This is a genomic window from Micromonospora sp. WMMB235, assembly GCF_001855515.1.
GTDB classification, from domain to species: domain Bacteria; phylum Actinomycetota; class Actinomycetes; order Mycobacteriales; family Micromonosporaceae; genus Micromonospora; species Micromonospora aurantiaca.
On sequence record NZ_MDRX01000001.1, the window covers coordinates 1,351,232 to 1,370,231 of the forward strand.

Below are 19,000 nucleotides of genomic sequence, written 5' to 3' on the forward strand. Positions count from 1 at the left end.
GCCGTTCTCCCGCGTTCCCGCCGCCGGGCGTCGTCAGGCGGGTGCGCAGCGCTCCCGCAGCTCCGGCACGCCGGGGCCGGTGAGGTCGTCGCAGTAGGCGGCCCGCCCGGCCATCGCCATCATCAGCGCGAGCGTGGTGCCGCTGACCAGCGGGCCGGTGCCGGCGGTGAACGGTCCGTCGGTCGCCTCCACCCGCAGGCCGTCGATCGCGCTGCGCCCGGCCACCGTGAAGTCCCGCCCGGCGTAGAACCGGGCGACCGGCGTGACGGCCTCGACCGACGGCGTCCGTGTCAGGCCGAGCGGACGCCGGATGTCCTGGGCGTGCACGACCACCTCACCGAGCCACGCCTCGGTCGGCCCGAACGTCGAGGTGGTGCTGCCGATGATCCGGCGGAACCGGTCCAGCGTCTCCCCCGGGTCGGCGCCCCGGTGCCCGGCCAGCCGGCGGTCGTTGTGCAGATCGAAGTCGAACCGGGCGCCGAGCACGCTCGCGAGCCAGCGGACGCGGCCGATGCTCGCCGCCGCGGTCATGTGCGCCAGCGTCTCCTCCACCGTCCACCGGCTGCACAGCGAGGGCCGCGCCCACTGCGCCGCGTCGAGCCCGGCGAGATCGTCGGCCAGGGCGGCGCGCTCGGCGTGCGCGAGCGCCCACAGCTCGCTGCGGGTCAGCGTGTCGGACATGGAACCTCCAGAGTCGGGCCGTCGGAGGTTGGACCGCGCCGCCGCGGCGAACTCACCGCTCCCCTCTTCGCCGATCTTGGAGTTGTGGTGGTTCACCAACCCGGCATCGGCGACATTCGAGGCGCCACAACTCCAAGATCGACGGGGGCGAGTCGGGTTCAACGTTTGCTGCACGTCCGCTGAACGCTCGCCGGTGACGCTTCTCGCATCCATCAAACCGCAAGGGAGAAGCGTCATGTCACACCGTTTCCTCTCCACCTCGCGTGCCGCCGCCTCGGTGGTCGGTGCGCTCGTCCTGGCCGCCGCGGGCCTTGCCGGTGGCGCCGCCCCGGCGTCCGCGGCCTACATCGTCCCCGCCGACTGCGGCCCCTACTCCGGGGCGCCGGTGCCGGCCGGATACACCCTGAGATTCGCCGGCGCGCTCTACGTCAGCAACAACGCCAACGGCCCGGAGTTCATCATCGGCACGACAACTCGCAACGTCATCGTCGGAAGCGTCTACGACGACATCATCTGCGGGCTCGACGGCAACGACGACATCCAGGCCAACAGCGGCGACGACATCGTCTACGGCGGGCTGACCGGCGACGACATCTGGGGCGACCTGGGCAACGACAACCTCCACGGCGACGGCGGCGCCGACACCATCCACGGTGACCGCTTCATCGGGCCCAGCGCCCTGGACGGCAACGACCGCGTGGACGGCGGCAGCAACGACGACCACCTCTACGGCGACCAGGGCGTGGACACCCTGGTCGGCGGCCCCGGCTGGGACGACGGTGACTGCGGACCGGACGCGGTGATCGACGATCCCCGGCCCACCCTGGATCTCCCGATCAACTGCCCGTGATCCCGCCGGCACGGCGGTCCGCGCACCGGGAGACCGGGAACGCGGACCGTCGCGCTGCCGCCTGTCGGATCGTCGTCAGGCCCGGTCCGACCATCGCCGTCCGCGGCTACCGTGACAGTCCGTGGCGGTGGAGTTCCGGGTACTCGGCGACCTGGACGTCCGGGTCGACGGCCGGACGGTCCGGATCGGTCACGCCCGTCAACAGTGCGTCCTCGCCGCCCTGCTGGTCGAGCCCAACCGTGTCGTCGCGACCGAACAGCTCATCAGCCGGGTCTGGGGCGACGAGGCGCCGGACGGGGCCACCGCCACCCTGCGTGGCTACCTGTCCCGGCTCCGCCGGGCCCTGGCCGGCACGGACGAGGTCCGCATCGTCCGGCGCCATCCCGGCTATCTGCTCGCCGTCGACCCGGACCGCGTCGACCTGCACCGCTTCCGCGAGCTGACCGAGCAGGCTCGGCGCGCCGGGGACGACGCGACAGCGATCAGCTGCCTGGAACGGGCGCTGGGTCTCTGGCGCGGCGAGGCGTTCGACGGGTTGACCACACAGTGGCTGGTGGCCTACCGGCAGACCCTCGACCGGCAGCGGCTCGCCGCCGCGCTGGACCGCAACGACATCGCCCTGCGCCGGGGCCGGCACGTCCGCCTTCTCCCCGACGTCCTGGCGCTGAGCGGCCGGTACCCGTGGGACGAGCGCCTGGCGGCGCAGGCGATGCTCGCGTTGTACCGGTGCGGGCGGCAGGCCGACGCCCTCGAGCACTTCCACCGGATGCGCCGCCGGCTGGCCGCCGAGGTCGGTACGGACCCCAGCCCGCCGCTGGCACAGCTCTACCAGCAGATCCTCACCGCCGACGCGGCGATCGCGCCGCCGGACCTGCCGGGCGGCGGCGAATCAAGCGCGACGGCCACCGGCCCGGCACGGGATGCGGGTGCCGTGCCCCGGCAGCTACCAGCGTCGCCAGGGGTCTTCGCCGGCCGGACCGCCCAGCTCGCGCGCCTCGACGAACAACTCGGCGACGCGGGACGCCCGGACGGCGGCGGGTCGCCGGTGGTGATCTCGTCCATCGGTGGTGGCGGTGGCGTCGGAAAGACCTGGCTGGCCCTGCGCTGGGCGCACGCCAACGCCGGCCGCTTCCCCGACGGGCAGCTCTACGTCAACCTGCGCGGCTTCGATCCGACCGCGGACCCGGTGGCGTGGCCCGCGGCGGTGCGCGGATTCCTCGAAGCACTCGGCGTCGAACCGGCACGCGTCCCGGCCGACCCGGACGCCCGGGCGTCGCTGTACCGCACGCTCGTCGCCGGCCGCCGGCTGCTGGTGGTTCTCGACGACGCCCGCGACACCGCCACGGTGATCCCGCTGCTGCCCGGCACGCCCACGAGTGCGGTCCTGGTGACCAGCCGCCGGCAGCTGGCCGGCCTCGTCACCACCCACGGCGCGCGTCCGCTGCCACTGGACGTGCTGCCCGACGACGAGGCCCACGAGCTGATCGTCCGGCAGGTGGGTGCCGCACGGGTGGCGGGACACCCGGACGCCGTCGCGGACATCCTGCGCTTCTGCGGAGGTCTGCCGCTGGCGCTCGGGATCGTGGCGGCCCGTGCCGCGCTTCACCCCGAACTCCCCCTGTCGTCGGTCGCGGCGGAGCTGACCACGGCTGTCCACCCGCTGGACGCGCTGGCCGGCGACGAGGCGACGACGAACCTGCGCGTGGTGCTGTCCCGCTCGCTCGCGGCGCTCACACCGGCCTCGGCGGAGGTGTTCACGCTGCTCGGACTCGCCCCGGGCCCGGACATCAGCCGGGCCGCGGCGGCCGGCCTGACCGCCCGTACGCCGGACGAGCTGCGCCCGCTGCTGCGCGAGCTGGTCGACGCGCATCTCGTGCAGGAGCACGTCGCGGGCCGGTACCGCATGCACGACCTGGTCCGCAGTTTCGCGGTCGAGCGGGCGACCGGCGACCCGGCCGGTACCCGGCCCGCGCTGTGCCGGCTGGTCGACCACCACCTGCACACGGCGCACGCGGCCGCACTGCTGCTGTCCCCGCAGCGCGACCCGCTGACCCTGGCCCCCGCCGCGCCGGGGGTGACCGCCGAACGGCTCGACGACCTGGCGGCCGCGCTGGCCTGGTTCACCAGCGAACACCAGGTGCTCCTCGCGATGATCGACTACGCCGCCGGCAACGGCCTCGACACCGCTGCCGGGCAGCTGTCGTGGACCCTGGCCACCTACTTCGACAGGCAGGGCCACTGGCACGACTGGGCCACAGTGGCCCGCCGGGCGGTCGAGGCGACCCGGCGGTCGGGTGACCGTCCCGCGCAGGCCCAGGCGCACCGGCTCCTGGCCGGGGCCTGCTCCAACCTCGGCCGGTACGACGAGGCGCAGCGCAACCTGCTCGCCGCGCTCGACCTGTTCGCCGCCCTGGGCGACGACGAGGGGCGGGCGCACACCCACTTCGACCTCAGCATGCTGCACGACCGGCAGCGGCAGCCCCGGGAGGCCCTGCCGCACGCGCGGCGGAGCCTCGCCCTCTACGAACGGGTCGGCGGCCCGCTCAAGCAGGCGGTCGCGCTCAACGCGATCGGCTGGTACCACTCACAGCTCGGCGAGCACCACGACGCGATCACCTTCTGCCGCCGGGCGCTCGCCCTGTCCGAGCAGGCCGGGAGCGCGTACGGGCAGGCGAACACGTGGGACAGCATCGGCTTCGCCCACCACCACCTCGGCGAGTACGAGCACGCAGTCGACTGCTTCCGGCAGGCCCTCGCCCTGTTCACCGACATCGGTGACCGGCATGCCGAGGGCATCGTGCTGGACCACCTCGGCGACACGTGGGCCGCGGCCGGGCGAGCGGACGCGGCCCGGGACGCCTGGCGGCGGTCACTCGCGCTGCTCGACGAACTCGGTCACGCCGACGCCGAGGCGGTACGGCGGAAACTTCACCAGTGAGCGCTCAGAGCGCCACGATCGCCGCGCTCTCCGGCGGCAACTCGATGCCGTCGCGCATCACAGTGACGCCCTCCGAGGTGGCGAGCAGCACCCGGCGTACCACCCCGGGCAGGTTGATCCGCTGCGCCCGGCCGGCCAGGTTCGCCACCACGAGCGTCTCGCCGCGCCGCATCACCAGGAACCGGTCGCCGTGGCGTACGTCGACCCGGTCCAGCCGGGGGTCGGACAGGTCGGCCCGGGATCGGCGCAGCGCGATCAGCCGCCGGTAGAGGTCGTACGTCTCACGGTGCTCCGGCTTGTCCAGCTCGGCCCAGTCCAGCCGGGACCGCAGGAACGTCTGCGGGTCCTGCGGGTCGGGTACGTCGTCGGTGGCCCAGCCGTGGTCGGCGAACTCGCGTCGGCGGCCGGTCGCGACCGCCGCCGCGAGTTCCGGCTCGGGGTGGCTGGTGAAGAACTGCCACGGCGTGGAGGCCGCCCACTCCTCCCCCATGAACAGCATCGGCGTGAACGGCGCCGTCATCAGCAGCGTCGCGCCGACGCGCAGCAGGCCGGGCGACAGCGTGGCGGAGATCCGGTCGCCGGTGGCCCGGTTGCCGATCTGGTCGTGGTTCTGCAGGTACGCCACGAAGCGGTGGCCGGGCGTGCGCTGCCTGTCGACCGGGCGGCCGTGACTGCGGCCGCGGAAGCTGGACCAGGTGCCGGCGTGGAAGAAGCCGCCGGTCAGCACGTCGGTGAGGCACTCCAGGGAGCCGAAGTCGCCGTAGTAGCCCTGCCGCTCGCCGGTGAGCAGCGTGTGCAGCGCGTGGTGGGCGTCGTCGTTCCACTGGGCGTGCAGGCCGTACCCGCCCGCCTCGCGGGGCGTGATCAGGCGCGGGTCGTTGAGGTCGCTCTCGGCGATCAGCGACAGCGGCCGTCCGAGGTGCGTCGACAGCGCCTCGACCTCGGCGGCGACCTCCTCCAGCCAGTGCACGGCCCGGCCGTCCGGCATGGCGTGCACGGCGTCCAGCCGCAGCCCGTCGACGTGGTAGTCGCGCAGCCAGGTCAGCACGCTGTCGGCGATGTAGCGGCGCACCCCGTCGGAGTGCGGGCCGTCCAGGTTCACGGTGCGGCCCCAGGTGTTGCTCTGCTCGGTGAGGTACGGCGCGAACCGCGGCGCGTAGGCCCCGGAGGGCCCGAAATGGTTGTAGACGACGTCGAGGATCACCCCCAGGCCCTTGGCGTGGGCGGCGTCGACGAACCGTTTCAGGCCGTCCGGGCCGCCGTACGGCTCGTGCGGGGCATACCAGCAGACGCCGTCGTAGCCCCAGTTGTACTCGCCGTTGAACGCGTTGACGGGCAGCAGTTCGACCATGTCGACGCCGAGGTCGACCAGGTGGTCGAGCTTCGCGATCGCAGCGTCGAACGTGCCCTCCGGGGTGAACGTGCCGATGTGCAGCTCGTACAGCACGCTGCCGGGTAGTTGCCGGCCGGTCCAGGCGGCGTCGGTCCAGCCGAACGCGGCGTGGTCGTAGAGCCGGCTGGGCCCGTGCACCCCGGCCGGCTGCCAGGCCGAGCGCGGGTCCGGCAGGGCCTGCTCGTCGTCGTCGAGCAGGAACGCGTAGTCGGTGCCCGGCCCGGCGTCGGGCACCTCGACCCGCCACCAGCCGTCCGGCCCCTGACGCATCGCGTGGTCGGCGGCGCCGGGCAGGCGCAGCCGCACCCGGGCGGCCTCGGGCGCCCACACCGTGAACTCGGTCATGCGGCGGCCTCCACAGAGTCGGTGGGTGCGAGGAGGGCGACGGGATAGGTGCTCAGCAGATCATCCAGGAGCAGCTCAGAACCACTGTAGACCCGCCCGGTGAACAAGTCGGTGCACTGATGAACGGGAAGTGACACTGTCGTGTCCCGCCAGCCGCCGGAGCGGGCCAGCCGCAGCGGCAGCCGGGTCGCCACCGCCACCGCGCCGCCCCGGTCGAAGACCACCGCGTGCGCGGCGGCCGGGCCGCGCGCCGGCACCGGCCGGTAGCCGCCGAACAGGTCCGGGCGGTCGCGGCGCAACCGCAGCGTCCGGGACACCACGAGCAGCTTGGCCGCGCCGTCGTCGGCCACCGCGGGCCGCCATCCGGCGTCGAGCCGGGCCAGCATGTCCCGGCGTACGGCGAAGTCGACGGGCCGCCTGTTGTCCGGGTCGACGAGCGAGTTCTCCCACAGCTCGGTGCCCTGGTAGACGTCGGGCACACCGGGCATGGCGAGCTGCACCAGCTTCTGCCCGAGCGCGTTGGACCAGCCGGGCGGGGTGATCTCGGCGGCGAACGCGGTGATCTGGGCGTGCAGTTCCGGGTCGTCGTACATCCGGTCGACCAGGGCGTGCATCTCGTGCTCGAAGGACGGGTCCGGGTCGGCCCAGCTGGTGGTGACCGACGCCTCCCGGGCGGCCTTCTCGGCGTACCCGTGCAGTCGCTCCCGCTCGATCGGCCACGCCCCGACGGCGGTCTGCCAGAGCAGGTGGGCCAGCGCGGGGTCGGCCAGCGGCGCGCGGGACATCCAGTCGGCGACCCGCTCGGCCCAGCGGCCGGGCATCTCGGACAGCACCGCGAGCCGGGCGCGGACGTCCTCGCCGCGCTTGGTGTCGTGGGTGGAGAGCGCGGTCATGCTCGCCGGCCAGCGGACCTGCCGGGTGGCGGCGAACCGGTGCAGCTCGGCCGCTGGTACGCCGAAGTGGGCCGGGCTGCCGCCGACCTCGTTGAGGGCGACGAACCGGCTCCACCTGTAGTACGCGGTGTCCTCCACGCCCTTGGCCATGACTGCGCCGGTGAACTGCGGGAACCGGGCGGCCAGCTCGTGGCCGGGGTCGCGCAGCCGGGCGGTGACCGCGTCCAACACGCCGATCAGGTCGGGACGGCGGCGGCCTGCTTCGCTGCGGGCGGCGGCCAGGTGCCGGGCGCCCTCGGGCGGGTAGCCGCGGTAGACCGGGAAGCAGGCCGCCAGCTCGGCCAGGGCGGCGCGGACCTGCTCGCCGGGCAGCTCCGGCACGAGCGCGGCCAGCCGGGTCAGCTCGGCGGCGAGCAGCCGGGTGGCGGCCTCCAGCTTGGTGGCGTGCGTCAGGTCGGCCCAGGACGTGTGCCGCCCGGTCAGCCGGCCGTCCAGAGTGGTGAACTCCGGTTCGGCGTCCGGGTCGACGAACAGCCCGGACACGGCGGCCAGCGCGTCGTAGCCGGTGGTGCCGTCGACCGGCCAGTCCGGCAGGTCCTCGCCGTACTCCAGGATCTTCTCCACCACCAGCCAGCTCTCCGGCGCGGCGGCGCGCAACCGGGCCAGGTAGCCGGCCGGGTCGCGCAGCCCGTCCGGGTGGTCGACCCGGATGCCGTCGACGTCCCCGGCGGCGACCCAGCGCAGGATCTCCGCGTGGGTGGCGTCGAAGACCTCCGGGTCCTCCACCCGCAGGCCGGCCAGGTCGGACACGGCGAAGAACCGGCGGTACGTCAGCTCGGCGTCGCCGCGCCGCCAGTTCACCAGCTCGTAGTGCTGCCGGTCGTGCACCTGCCGGGGCGTGCCGTCGCCCGTGCCGTCGGCGACCGGGAAGCGGTGCTCGTGGTAGCGCAGCTCTCCGTCGACGAGCTTCAGGTCGTCGAGCGCGTCGGCGGTGTCGGCGAGCACCGGCAGCAACAGCCGTCCGCGGTCCCAGTCGATGTCGAACCAGCGCGCGTACACCGATTCGCGTCCCCGCCGCAGCACGTCCCACCAGGCCGGGTTGGCCTCGGGCCGGGCCACCCCGGCGTGGTTGGGCACGATGTCCACGACCAGGCCCAGCCCGGCCGCGCGCAGCGCCCGGACCAGCCGCGCCCGGGCGGCCTCGCCGCCGAGCTGCGGGTTGACCGCGCGGTGGTCCACCACGTCGTAGCCGTGCGTGGAGCCGGGGGTGGCGGTGAGCAGGGGCGCGGTGTAGAGGTGGGTGACGCCGAGCGCGGCGAGGTAGCCCGCCAGCTCGGCCGTGGCGTCCAGGTCGAAGCCGGGACGCACCTGGACCCGGTACGTCGAGCGGGGGGTGTCGGGCATCGGTCAGGCCGTCCTCTCCAGGACCAGCAGCGAACGGTCCGGCACGCAGACCGTGCCGCCCGCCTCGACGAGCGTCGTCTTCTCCGGATCGGGTTCCGCGGTGCTGATCACCAGCTCCCACCGGGTGCCGAACTCCTCGCCGGGCAGCGTGAAGTCCAGCGGCGCGTCGTGCGCGTTGAACAGCAGCAGGAACGAGTCGTCCCGGTGGCGCTGGCCGTACTGGCCGCGCTCGCCGATGCCGTCGCCGTTGACGAACAGGGCCACCGAGCGGCCGAAGTCGTTGCCCCAGTCCTCGCCGGTCATCTCCCGGCCGTCCGGGGTGTACCAGGCCAGGTCCGGCAGTCCGGACCCGGCGGCCCGGCCGCCCACCGGCAGGCCGGTGAAGAACCGGCGGCGGCGGAACACCTGGTGCCGGTTGCGGAACTCGGTGAGCCGGCGGACGAAGTCCAGCAGCTCGTCGTCGGCCCGGTCCCAGTCGACCCAGGCGATCTCGCTGTCCTGGCAGTAGGCGTTGTTGTTGCCGCGCTGGGTGCGGCCCAGCTCGTCGCCGTGGCCGAGCATCGGCACGCCCTGGGACAGGATCAGCGTGGCCAGGAAGTTGCGCCGCTGCCGGGCACGCAGCGCGCGTACGCCCGGGTCGTCGGTCTCGCCTTCGACGCCGCAGTTCCAGGACCGGTTGTGGCTCTCCCCGTCCCGGTTGTCCTCGCCGTTCGCCTCGTTGTGCTTGTCGTTGTAGGAGACCAGGTCGGTGAGCGTGAACCCGTCGTGGCAGGTGACGAAGTTGATGCTGTGGAACGGGCGGCGGCCGTCGTCCTGGTAGAGGTCGGCCGAGCCGGAGATGCGGGAGGCGAACTCGGCGAGCGTGGCCGGCTCGCCGCGCCAGAAGTCGCGGACGGTGTCGCGGTACTTGCCGTTCCACTCGGTCCACTGCGGCGGGAAGTTGCCGACCTGGTAGCCGCCGGGGCCCACGTCCCACGGCTCGGCGATGAGCTTCACCCGGCCGACCACCGGGTCCTGCTGCACCACCTCGAAGAACGTGGACAGGCGGTCCACCTCGTAGAACTCGCGGGCGAGCGTGGCCGCCAGGTCGAACCGGAAGCCGTCGACGTGCATCTCGGTGACCCAGTAGCGCAGCGAATCCATGATCAGTTGCAGCGAGTGCGGGCTGCGGACGTTGAGGCTGTTGCCGGTGCCGGTGTAGTCGACGAAGTAGCGCCGGTCGTCCTCCGAGAGCCGGTAGTAGCTCGGGGTGTCGATGCCCTTGAAGCTCAGCGACGGCCCGAGGTGGTTGCCCTCGGCGGTGTGGTTGTAGACCACGTCGAGGATGACCTCGATGCCGGCGGCGTGCAGCGCCTTGACCATGCCCCGGAACTCCTGCACCTGCTGGCCGAGGCGGCCCAGCGCGGAGTAGCCGTGGTGCGGGGCGAAGAAGCCGATGGTGTTGTAGCCCCAGTAGTTGCGCAGCCCCAGGTCGGCCAGGCGGTGGTCGTGCACGAACTCGTGCACCGGCATCAGCTCCACCGCCGTCACGCCGAGCCGCTTGAAGTGCTCGATCATCACCGGTGAGGCGATCGCCGCGTACGTGCCGCGCAGTTCCTCCGGGATGCCCGGGTGGCGCATGGTCAGGCCGCGCACGTGCGCCTCGTAGATCACCGAGTGGTGGTACGGGGTGCGCGGCGGCCGGTCGTTGCCCCAGTCGAAGTACGGGTTCACCACCACCGACTTCGGCATGTACGGCGCCGAGTCGGCGGTGTTCATCCGGTCCGGGTCGCCGCCGACCTCGTAGTCGTAGACCGACGGATCCCAGGTGATCTCCCCGTCGACCGCCTTCGCGTACGGGTCGAGCAGCAGCTTGTGCGGATTGCAGCGCAGCCCTTCGGCCGGGTTCCACGGCCCGTGCACCCGGTAGCCGTAGCGCTGGCCGGGCTCGACACCGGGGATGTAGGCGTGCCAGACGTACGCGTCGACCTCGCGCAGCTCCACCCGCCGCTCGGTGCCGATGTCCCACTCGTCGAACAGGCACAGCTCGATCTTCTCCGCCACCTCGGAGAAGATCGCGAAGTTGGTGCCCATCCCGTCGTACGTGGCGCCGAGGGGGTAGCTCTCGCCCGGCCAGACCTGCATGTCGCTCCTTCGGCCCATGATCGTGAGCGCACCGGACAGGGGGAACCGCCGATGCGCACGCCGGTGATGCCCAGTCGTACCCGCCGTCAATCCACCCGTTCGGACCGTAACCGAATCCGCCCTCGTGCGAACGGATAGACGTTCGGGTGTCATCCGTCACGATCGCCCTTTTCGAGATGCGGACCGGCGGCGGATGGACTTTCCTGGATCCGGGCCCACGCGCGCGCGGGCCCGCCCGGCCGTTCGGCCACACCTCACCACCGCTCGACGCCGCCACCGAAGCCGGCGTGCCTCACCATGCATGGACGGAGATCCACGTGACCACTCTGCGGGTCGGCGCTCAGCCCGCCACCGCGACGGACCGGCTCCACCGGCCCACCCTCACCTCCCGCCCGGCGCCCCCGTCGCCGGCCGGGTCCGCGCCCCGGACCCGGCGCATCCTGATGCTGTCGTGGGAGTACCCGCCGGTGCTCGTCGGCGGGCTCGGCCGCCACGTCCACGCGCTGTCAGTCGCCCTGGCCGCCGCCGGGCACGAGGTCACGGTCGTCACCCGCCACGCCGAGGGCGCTCCCCTGGAGGAGTACGCCGACGGCGTCCGCATCGTCCGCGCCGCCGAGGACCCGGTCACCTTCCCCCTCGCCACCGGCTCGCTGCTGGCCTGGACGATGGCGTTCAACCACACCCTCACCCGGGCCGCGCTGCGCGCCGCCTCCTCCGGCACCTACGACGTCATCCACGCCCACGACTGGCTCGTCGCGCACACCGCGATGACGCTGCGCGAGCACCTGGACGTGCCGCTGGTCAGCACCATCCACGCCACCGAGGCGGGCCGGCACCAGGGCTGGCTGCCCGAGGAGATGAACCGCACCATCCACGGCGTCGAGCACTGGCTCGCCGGCGAGTCCGGGCGCGTGATCGTCTGCTCCGGTTACATGCGCGACGAGGTGGGCGCGCTGTTCGGCGTGGACGCCACCCGCGTCGACGTGGTCCCCAACGGCGTCGAGCCGCACCGCTGGCGGGTGCCCGCGTCGGCGGTCGCCGCCGCCCGGGCCCGGTTCGCCGCCGACGGCCCGCTGGTCACGTTCGCCGGGCGCCTCGTGTACGAGAAGGGCGTGCAGCACCTGCTGGCCGGGCTGCCCCGGCTGCGCGACCGGCACCCGGGCCTGCGCGCGGTGATCGTCGGCGACGGGCCGTACAAGGCGGAACTGGAGGCCGAGGTGCACCGCCTCGGGCTGGGCGCCACTGTGAGCATGCCCGGGTTCCTCGGCGGCACCGACCTGCCCGCCGTCATGGCCGCCTCGGACTGCTTCGCGGTGCCGAGCATCTACGAGCCGTTCGGCATGGTGGCGCTGGAGGGGGCCGCCGCGGGCGCGCCGCTGGCCGTCGCCCGTACCGGTGGGCTGGCCGAGATCGTGGAGCCGGGCGTCACCGGGATGACGTTCGCCCCGCACGACCCGGACGGCCTCGCCGAGGCGGTGCACGCGCTGCTGTCGGACCGGGACCGGGCGCGTGCGCTCGCCCGGCGGGCCCGCACGATGGTGCACGAGCAGTACGGCTGGGCGGCCATCGCGTCCCGCACGGCCGCCGCGTACGCCGCAGCCATCGCCGGCGACCCGGCGTTCACCGCGGCCCGCGCCCAGCACCGCATGGCACACGGCCACACGAGCCCGCGAGTCCCCGAGGGCAACCTCCTCACCGCCGCCGGCTTGAGGTAAGGAAGGGCCCCCTATTAACGCCTCAGGTAGAGGAAGGGCCCCTTATTAACGCCCCCGCACCCCGGTGCGGACGACGAAGGCCGCCGACCCGAGCAGGGTCGGCGGCCTTCGTCGTCCGCGTGTTAAAAGGGGGCCCCTCCTCTACCTGAGGCGTTAAGAAGGGGCCCTTCCTTGCACGCTCAGCGCTGGGCGGCGGGGACGTAGTCCCGCTCGGTGGCGCCGGTGTAGATCTGCCGCGGGCGACCGATCTTGGTCTCCGGGTCGTTGATCATCTCGCGCCACTGCGCGATCCAGCCGGGCAGCCGGCCGAGCGCGAACAGCACCGTGAACATCTTCGTCGGGAAGCCCATGGCCTTGTAGATGAGGCCGGTGTAGAAGTCCACGTTCGGGTAGAGCCGCCGGGACACGAAGAAGTCGTCGGCGAGCGCGATCTCCTCGAGCTGCACGGCGAGGTCCAGCAGCGGGTCCGGCTTGGCCATCCGGCCGAGCACGTCCTGGGCGGCCTTCTTGACGATGGCGGCGCGCGGGTCGTAGTTCTTGTAGACCCGGTGCCCGAAGCCCATCAGCTTCACGCCGTCCTGCTTGTCCTTCACCTTCTGCACGAAGGAGCGGACGTCGCCGCCGTCGGCCTGGATCTTCTGGAGCATCTCCAGGACCGCCTGGTTGGCGCCGCCGTGCAGCGGGCCGAACAGCGCGTTCACGCCGGCCGAGACCGAGGCGAACAGGTTGGCGTTGCTGGAGCCGACCAGCCGCACGGTCGAGGTGGAGCAGTTCTGCTCGTGGTCGGCGTGCAGGATGAACAGCATGTCCAGCACCCGGGCGACGACCGGGTCGACCTCGTACGGCTCGGCCGGTACGCCGAACGTCATCCGCAGGAAGTTCTCGACGTAGCCCAGCGAGTTGTCCGGGTACAGCAGCGGCTGCCCGATCGACTTCTTGTACGCGTACGACGCGATGGTGGGGACCTTCGCCATCAGCCGCACCGTGGACATCTCCACGTGCTCGGAGTCGAACGGGTCCAGGCTGTCCTGGTAGAAGGTCGAGATGGCGCTGACGGCCGAGGAGAGCACGGCCATCGGGTGCGCGTCGCGGGGGAAGCCGTCGAAGAAGCGGCGCATCTCCTCGTGCAGCAGCGAGTGCCGCCGGATCCGCTCGCTGAACTCGGTGAGCTGCGTCTGGGACGGCAGCTCGCCGTAGATCAGCAGGTAGGAGACCTCCAGGAAAGAGGACTTCTCGGCCAGCTGGTCGATCGGGTAACCCCGGTACCGCAGGATGCCGGCATCACCGTCGATGTAGGTGATGGCGGACGAGCAGGACGCGGTGTTCACGAAACCGGGGTCGTACGTGGTCATCCCGGTTTCCTTGAGCAGCTTGCTCACCCCGATCCCGGCGGGGCCCTCAACCGCGGACTGCACCGGCATCGACAGCTGCCCACCGGGGTGGTCGAGCTTGACTTCCGTCATCTGTTCCTCGCTTCGCCGGCAAGATCTTCGTTGAATTGCCTTCGCTTCTACCGTAATCACGGCGCGGAGAACACCGCTCGTCATGGTTTGAGGGTGAGGTGTGCGTCACCTGTTTCCCGGCCAGCCGGTCCGGAAACCGGATGGGAGCGCGGCCATGGGACGCTCGGGAGGTCCGTCACGACAGCGTGAGCCGCCGCAGCGTCCCGTCGTCGCCGACCCGGTAGAGGTCGAGCCGGTTGGCTCCGGCGGCGAACAGACGGTCGTCGGCGAGCAGCGCGGCGAACCGCCGCCCGGCGGCGTCCGGGGGCACCACGGGCACCACCGCGCCGACGGTGCCGTTGACCGCCACGGCGAGCCGGGTGCCGTCGGGTACGCCGTCCGGCACGGTGCCCCAGACCATCGCGGGCAGCCCGCCGCCGGCCGGGTCGACCGCGTCGAACGCGTCCCGGTTGGCCACCGTGGCGGTCCCGGCGACCGGCACGTCACCGACCCGGGTGCCGACGAGCGGGTCGACGGGAGGCGGCGGGAGCGGGGCGGGCACGCCGCCGGTGACGGTGACCGGCTGGCCGGGGCGGTCGTAGAAGCGTTTGTCGGCCCGTTCGCGCGGGGCCGCCTTCGCCGACCGGCCGTCCATCCGCCAGGGCACCCGCATGTGCGTCTCGTCGGCGATCGTGGGCAGCAGGTCGACGTGTTCCCAGTTGCGGTCGTCCACCCGTCCGGCGCGCTGGCCGGGTTCCTTGACGAACATCGGCACCCAGGCCACCTCGTTCGCGGCGTGGTCGATGGCGTCCATCCCCCGGCCCTGCCAGTCCCGGCGGAAGCTGACGCCGTGGTCGGCGGTGACCACGACCAGCGCCTGGTCGTAGAGGCCGGTGGCGCGCAGCGTCCGCAGCGTCTCGCCGATCAGCCGGTCGGTGTAGCCGAGCTGGGCGAGGTGCCGGGCGCGGGCCAGGTCGACCCAGCCGGCGCCGTCGTTGGGCAGGTCGTCCGGCGCCGCGTAGTGCGCCCCGGACGGCAGGTACGCCCACGGCGAGTGCGGCATCAGCAGGTGCAGGAAGTGCAGCGTGGGCCGGGTGTCGGGGCGCAGCCCGGCCAGGAACGAGGTGAACCGGGCCGGCTGGTTGTCATCCAGGGTGTCCCAGCGGAACTTCGGGTCGTCAGGCACCGGCTCGGCGGCGTCCAGCCCGGCCTCGGCGGCGGTCCGCTCGCGGTAGGAGTCCTCCGGGTCGATCCGGCTGTCCACCGGCGCGGCGATCCGCCCGAGCAGCCGGCCGCTCTCCCGGACCAGCACGCCGAGCCCTTGTTCCGGGGTGGTGGCCTGCTCGCAGCGGCTCGGCGGGCAGAGCCGGGTGATGCTCTCCTCGGCCTTGATCCGGTAGAGGCCGCCGAGCGCGGTGAACAGGTTGTCCGGGTACTGCGAGTAGTGCGGCGCCGCCTCCCGCTCCGGGTAGCGCCCGGTGAGCATCGCGGGCAGCGCGTAGGGCGTCCAGCCGCTGACGCCGGTGGCGTTGCGGTACCACGTCGACCCGCCGGCCAGTGCCGCGAAGTTCGGGTAGCGCTCAGCGTCGATCCGGCCGTCCGGGCCGAGTAGGGAGACGAGCGGCAGCTCGTCCAGCACGATCATGACCACCGGCGGGTGCGCGCCCGCGCCGGCCACACCGGCCGCGCCGCCCTCGCCGCGCGGCAGCACCACCGCCGAGGCGGGCGAGGCGAACAGGAACAGCCCGACGAACACCAGCGGCCCGGCGGCGGCGACCCGCAGTACCCGCCGGGGCGCCCGCCACCGCCGGTGCGCGGCCGCGCCGGCGGCTCCGGCCACACCGGCGGCAACGAGCAGGGGTACGCCCCGAAGCGGCGTGACGTGCCGGCCGACCTGGACCGCCAGCGCGGCGAGCAGCAGGCCCACGAACACGGTGTGCACGGCGGCCCGGGTGAGGCGTCCGGCGGGCAGCGCAAACGCGCCCAGCAGCGCGAACAGCGCTGTCGGCGCGAGCGCGATCAGGGCGACCAGCAGCAGCACGTCGGCCCGGGAGGCGCGGTGGAACAGGAAGAAGTCGGGGCTGCGGCCGAGCACGTCGAGCAAGGGCTGGGTGACCACCAGCCCGACCAGCGCCACCACCTCGGCCAGCCGGGCCGCCTCGGCCCGCCACCACTGCCGGCGTTCCCGCCGGACCGGGACGGCCGTGTGGTCGCGGGGTGGTGCGAGGGTGTCCTCAGCCACCCACCACCACCTGGTAGAGCGTGCGGGTGCCGGACGGCAGCTCGGTCCGGGCGACCACCCGGCCCCGGCGCGCGAGCAGCGCCTCGAAGACGTCGCGCCGGTAGTCCGGGAACAGGCCGTCGGGCTTGTTCGCCAGCAGGCGGCGGGCCATCGGGTCGTCCGGGTGGACGAACTCCACCACCAGGCTGCCGCCGGTGACGGTGAGCGCGGTGAGCTGGTCGAGCACCTCGGGCAGCGGCACGTTGCGCCCGATCGCGAGGTGGTGCACCACGGCCAGGGCCAGGACGGTGTCCGCGCGGGCCCGGTCGGCGAACGCGGCCCGCTCGACGCCGCGCCAGCCGCCGCCCGGGGACGGGTCGGCCAGGTCCATCACCAGCGGCAGGATCCGTGTCTCGCCCTCGTCGCGCAGCGCGCGGTAGAGCGTGTCGACGACCGCCGGGTCCTGCTCGACGGCGACGACGTGCGCGGCGTGCCGGGCGGCGATGCGGGCGTACCGGCCGTCGTTGGCACCCAGGTCCAGCGCCGAGCCGCCACCGACGGCGGCCACCGCCCGGTCGACGAACTCCTCCTTGGCCTGCCGGTCCGGCACCGAGTACGCGCAGGTGCGCTGGTAGTCCGACCAGTGGCTGTCGCCGGGCCGGTGGTCGAGGCGGCGGACCAGCTTCGTCAGCCCGCGTACCGTGGCCAGCGCCAGCTCGCGGGAGAACCCGGCGGCGCGCAACTGGGCGCGGACGTCTGTGGTGCTCGCGGCGGAGTTGCGGGCCTGCATGGCGCCGTGCAGGTGCACGTGGGTGGGCACACCGGCCCGCCAGCGCCGGGTGCCGCCGAACAGCCGGCGCATCTGGTCCGGTTCGACGCCGTCGACGCGGGCGCGCAGGAACGGCTGGAAGTCCAGCCCGAGGTGGGCCTGGATCAGCAGCGGGTAGAGCAGCGTCTGGCAGAACTGCCGGTAGCCGGCCCAGGGTTCACCGTCGCGCAGCGCCTCGAACGAGCCGACGTCGATGAAGACCGGCCGGGCGCCGCGCCACTGCACGTTGTACGCCGAGCCGTCCTTCGTGGTGAAGCCTGCTTCCAGGGCGGCGCGCAGCACGTCCAGGTGCAGCAGCGCCGCGTCGCGCAGCATCGCGGACGACCACTCGTAGGGGTGCGAGACGAACGGGATCCGCTCGTGCCGCAGCACCGTGGTCCAGGGCGCGTCGACAGGGGTCGGGGTCAGTTCCTCGGTGCCGACGATCTGCCCGGTGCTGGTGGCCTGCCGGAAGAAGTCGGTGACCGACAGCGCCCGCCAGTCCCGGGCGGAGCGCTCGTCGAGCCCGCGCAGCACCTCCTCGCCCCGGTGGAACACCCGGTTGCCGGGGTCGCGGAAGGAGCCGGGCTCGACGCGGACGCCGGTGTCGGGGATCGTCACGCCGCCGGACCCTGGTCGGAGGGCTGACGCCGGAACCGGGACACCAGGCGGCGCCAGTAGAGCTTGGCGGCCACCGCCACCCCGGCCACCCCGCCGACCACCGCCTGCACGATGAGACTGCCGGATCCCGCGTCCAGGTAGGCCAGATGCGTCACGGCTGCTTTTCCTTCCCTCGCCGGTCATCGGAGCATGCCCGGAATGCGAGCTTTGTTGCTCGGAGCCGGACTTGTCCCTCACCGTAACGTCTCGGCGTCCGGGTGCGCGGCCACACCGGCCACTCGTCCCCCGTCCGATCCGTTCAAGACGGGCCGGGCCGGTCGCGCCTACCGTGGCCGGCATGACACCGCAGTTCGATCTGGTCGGGACCGTGGTCACCGACATGGCCCGCACGCTCGACTTCTACCGGCGGCTGGGGCTGCCGATCCCGGCCGGCGCCGAGACGGAAGGGCACGTCGAGGTCACCCTGCCGAACGGCGTACGGCTGGCCTGGGACACGGTCGAGGTGATCCGCAGCTTCCACCCCGAGTTCGACCCGTCCGGCGGCAACAACCGGATGAGCCTGGCCTTCCGGTGCGCCGACCCGTCGGAGGTGGACCGCTGGTACGCCGAGCTGACCGGTGCCGGGCACCACGGCGAGATGCCGCCGTGGGACGCGTTCTGGGGCCAGCGGTACGCGGTCCTGCACGACCCGGACGGCAACGGCGTGGACCTGTTCGCCCCGCTGCCTGCGGCCGAGTAGACGGGAGCCGGCTCGCGGGCCGCTTCCGGGCCGGTCAGGTCACCTGCGGGCGGCTCCGGGCCGGGGCGAGCAGCCGGGTCGGCGGCACCCCGGCCAGTTCCCGCACCTCGCGGGTCAGGTGGGCCTGGTCGGCGTACCCGCTGCGCACCGCCACCTCGGCGAGCGGCGCACCGGCGCGGGCCAGGTCCAGCGCGCGGCGCATCCGCAGGATGCGGGCCAGCGTCTTCGGGCCGTACCCGAAGAGGGCCCGGCTGCGCCGGTGCAGGGCGCGCGGGCCGAGGCCGACCTCGGCGGCGGTCGCGGCGACGGTGGCCCCGGCGGCCAGGCGGGCGGCGACATGCGCGCCGATCGGGTCGGGGCCGCCGGCCGCGCGCAGCCGGTCGCGGGCGACCCGGGTGAGCACCCCGGCGGCCTCGTCGCCCGGCGCGGCCAGCGCCGTCTCGACCCGCTCGGTCACCTCGGCGGCGGCGCGGCCCCACAGGTCGGCGAGCGATACGCGGCGGTCCCGCAACTCCTCGGCCGGCACCCCGAACACGGCCGGGCCGGTCCCCGGCGGCAGGCGCAGCCCGATCCACCGATCCCCCGGCGCCGACCGCGACAGGTGCGCGGTGCGGTCCGGACCCGCGACCAGCAGCCCGGACCGGCTGGACCAGAGCAGATCCAGGCACCCGTCCGGCAGCACCCGCGTCTCACTCCCGCCCGAGACGCTGCTCCACAGCACCCCGCCCGGAACCCCCGCCACCTTCCACTCCCGGTACACGCCTCCCACCCTCCCACCCTCCCGCCTCCCACCCTCCCCGTCGATCATGAAGTTGACGGTGTCGGG

The 19,000-nt window shown here is 73.4% G+C and carries 13 protein-coding genes; 4 read left to right on the top strand and 9 right to left on the bottom strand.

The window, feature by feature from the left end; all coding sequences use genetic code 11:
• Positions 1-33 precede the first annotated feature (33 nt).
• Positions 34-681 carry a maleylpyruvate isomerase family mycothiol-dependent enzyme gene (locus BFV98_RS05945; RefSeq protein ID WP_030274305.1) on the bottom strand — a complete coding sequence of 216 codons (648 nt, stop codon included), beginning with the start codon at positions 679-681 and terminating at the stop codon, positions 34-36.
• 235 nt (positions 682-916) lie between these two features.
• Between BFV98_RS05945 and BFV98_RS05950 the strand changes: the two genes are divergently transcribed.
• The gene (locus BFV98_RS05950) at positions 917-1,531 is read left to right on the top strand and encodes a calcium-binding protein (RefSeq protein WP_013477017.1); all 615 of its coding nucleotides are present in this window, start codon (positions 917-919) and stop codon (positions 1,529-1,531) included.
• A gap of 121 nt (positions 1,532-1,652) precedes the next feature.
• Positions 1,653-4,469 carry a BTAD domain-containing putative transcriptional regulator gene (locus tag BFV98_RS05955; RefSeq protein WP_030274307.1) on the top strand — a complete coding sequence of 939 codons (2,817 nt, stop codon included), beginning with the start codon at positions 1,653-1,655 and terminating at the stop codon, positions 4,467-4,469.
• 4 nt (positions 4,470-4,473) lie between these two features.
• Here BFV98_RS05955 and treZ read toward each other — a convergent pair whose 3' ends face one another.
• The 3 genes from treZ to glgX are packed head-to-tail and all read right to left on the bottom strand — an operon-like array spanning position 4,474 to position 10,628.
• Positions 4,474-6,207, bottom strand: a complete 1,734-nt coding sequence (treZ, locus tag BFV98_RS05960) for a malto-oligosyltrehalose trehalohydrolase (protein ID WP_013477019.1) — start codon at positions 6,205-6,207, stop codon at positions 4,474-4,476.
• A complete protein-coding gene (gene treY / locus BFV98_RS05965; RefSeq protein WP_030274309.1) occupies positions 6,204-8,504 on the bottom strand; it encodes a malto-oligosyltrehalose synthase in 2,301 nt (766 codons plus the stop codon). Before treY ends, treZ begins: the two co-directional genes overlap by 4 nt.
• Before the next feature lie 3 nt (positions 8,505-8,507).
• Positions 8,508-10,628: a glycogen debranching protein GlgX gene (glgX, locus tag BFV98_RS05970; RefSeq protein ID WP_030274311.1), complete on the bottom strand. Its 2,121-nt coding sequence runs from the start codon at positions 10,626-10,628 to the stop codon at positions 8,508-8,510.
• A gap of 317 nt (positions 10,629-10,945) precedes the next feature.
• On the opposite strand from glgX, the gene BFV98_RS05975 reads away from it, so the two are divergent.
• Positions 10,946-12,343: a glycosyltransferase family 4 protein gene (locus BFV98_RS05975; RefSeq protein ID WP_071095276.1), complete on the top strand. Its 1,398-nt coding sequence runs from the start codon at positions 10,946-10,948 to the stop codon at positions 12,341-12,343.
• A gap of 179 nt (positions 12,344-12,522) precedes the next feature.
• Here BFV98_RS05975 and BFV98_RS05980 read toward each other — a convergent pair whose 3' ends face one another.
• The 4 genes from BFV98_RS05980 to BFV98_RS32195 form a co-directional block, all read right to left on the bottom strand.
• Positions 12,523-13,806, bottom strand: a complete 1,284-nt coding sequence (locus tag BFV98_RS05980; RefSeq protein ID WP_013286008.1) for a citrate synthase — start codon at positions 13,804-13,806, stop codon at positions 12,523-12,525.
• 175 nt (positions 13,807-13,981) lie between these two features.
• On the bottom strand, positions 13,982-16,027 hold the full coding sequence (locus tag BFV98_RS05985) for a sulfatase-like hydrolase/transferase (RefSeq protein ID WP_071095277.1): 2,046 nt from the start codon (positions 16,025-16,027) through the stop codon (positions 13,982-13,984).
• The gene (locus BFV98_RS05990; protein WP_071095279.1) at positions 16,020-17,435 is read right to left on the bottom strand and encodes a methyltransferase domain-containing protein; all 1,416 of its coding nucleotides are present in this window, start codon (positions 17,433-17,435) and stop codon (positions 16,020-16,022) included. The genes BFV98_RS05985 and BFV98_RS05990 overlap by 8 nt, the downstream gene beginning before the upstream one ends.
• The gene (locus BFV98_RS32195) at positions 17,432-17,590 is read right to left on the bottom strand and encodes a hypothetical protein (protein WP_013286005.1); all 159 of its coding nucleotides are present in this window, start codon (positions 17,588-17,590) and stop codon (positions 17,432-17,434) included. The genes BFV98_RS05990 and BFV98_RS32195 overlap by 4 nt, the downstream gene beginning before the upstream one ends.
• A gap of 182 nt (positions 17,591-17,772) precedes the next feature.
• On the opposite strand from BFV98_RS32195, the gene BFV98_RS05995 reads away from it, so the two are divergent.
• Entirely contained in the window at positions 17,773-18,174 is a 402-nt protein-coding gene (locus tag BFV98_RS05995) for a VOC family protein (RefSeq protein ID WP_013286004.1), read from the top strand.
• 34 nt (positions 18,175-18,208) lie between these two features.
• Here the strand turns inward: BFV98_RS05995 and BFV98_RS06000 are convergent, their stop codons facing one another.
• Positions 18,209-18,934 carry a helix-turn-helix transcriptional regulator gene (locus BFV98_RS06000; RefSeq protein WP_013286003.1) on the bottom strand — a complete coding sequence of 242 codons (726 nt, stop codon included), beginning with the start codon at positions 18,932-18,934 and terminating at the stop codon, positions 18,209-18,211.
• Positions 18,935-19,000 lie beyond the last annotated feature (66 nt).

Coding starts and splice junctions, on each gene's coding strand:
- treZ (WP_013477019.1), bottom strand. CDS start 6,207: ATGACCGAGTTCACGGTGTGGGCGCCCGAGGCCGCCCGGGTGCGGCTG.
- BFV98_RS05995 (WP_013286004.1), top strand. CDS start 17,773: ATGACACCGCAGTTCGATCTGGTCGGGACCGTGGTCACCGACATGGCC.
- BFV98_RS05980 (WP_013286008.1), bottom strand. CDS start 13,806: ATGACGGAAGTCAAGCTCGACCACCCCGGTGGGCAGCTGTCGATGCCG.
- glgX (WP_030274311.1), bottom strand. CDS start 10,628: ATGCAGGTCTGGCCGGGCGAGAGCTACCCCCTCGGCGCCACGTACGAC.
- BFV98_RS05945 (WP_030274305.1), bottom strand. CDS start 681: ATGTCCGACACGCTGACCCGCAGCGAGCTGTGGGCGCTCGCGCACGCC.
- BFV98_RS05950 (WP_013477017.1), top strand. CDS start 917: ATGTCACACCGTTTCCTCTCCACCTCGCGTGCCGCCGCCTCGGTGGTC.
- treY (WP_030274309.1), bottom strand. CDS start 8,504: ATGCCCGACACCCCCCGCTCGACGTACCGGGTCCAGGTGCGTCCCGGC.